1 protein-coding gene is annotated in these 554 nt (G+C 58.3%); it reads left to right on the top strand.

The genetic code is table 11. The features are described 5' to 3' along the window. Positions 1 to 11: 11 nt before the first annotated feature. Positions 12 to 92 (top strand): hypothetical protein, encoded by an 81-nt coding sequence (locus GSF27_RS18120; RefSeq protein ID WP_370462621.1) that lies wholly within the window; start codon positions 12 to 14, stop codon positions 90 to 92. The last annotated feature ends 462 nt before the right edge of the window (positions 93 to 554 follow it).

The following is a 554-nucleotide window of genomic DNA, read 5'->3' as shown; positions in this document are numbered from 1 at the left end:
GCGATGTCTCGGTGGTGGATGTCAAAAAACTGCAGGTGGTCAAGAGTATCAAGGTGGGGCGCTACCCCTGGGGTGTTGCCATTAAACCCTGAGCCACGACTGTGCTGGTTTCGACGACGGCTTATTATTCCGGCTAACGTCATGCGAGCGCAGCGAAGTAATCCATGTACGCAGCCTGGTCTGTATGACGCTGCCAGGCATGGATCGCCACGGCGCAAAAGACGCGCCTCGCGATGACGGGGTCAGGCGCGAGTGGCGAGTAACGAGTAGCGAGCGTGATGACCAGTGACAGCAATGCATACAGCAATCGTCATTGCGAGCGCAGCGAAGCAATCCATGTCCGCACCCCGGCCTGCATACGCGGCCAGGCATGGATCGCCACGGCGCAAAAGACGCGCCTCGCGATGACGGAGTCAGGAGCGAGTGGCGAGTGGCGAGTGTGATGACCAGTGACAGCAATGCAGACAGTAATCGTCATTGCGAGCGTAGCGAAGCAATCCATGTCCGCACTCAGGTTTGTACCATGCTGACAGATATGGTTCGCCACGGCGCAA

It is taken from the genome of Pseudomaricurvus sp. HS19 (genome assembly GCF_009857815.1).
Classification (GTDB): Bacteria; Pseudomonadota; Gammaproteobacteria; order Pseudomonadales; family Cellvibrionaceae; genus Pseudomaricurvus.
Note: the sequence above shows the minus strand (reverse complement) of the source record. Positions and strands in the feature narration are given on the sequence as shown.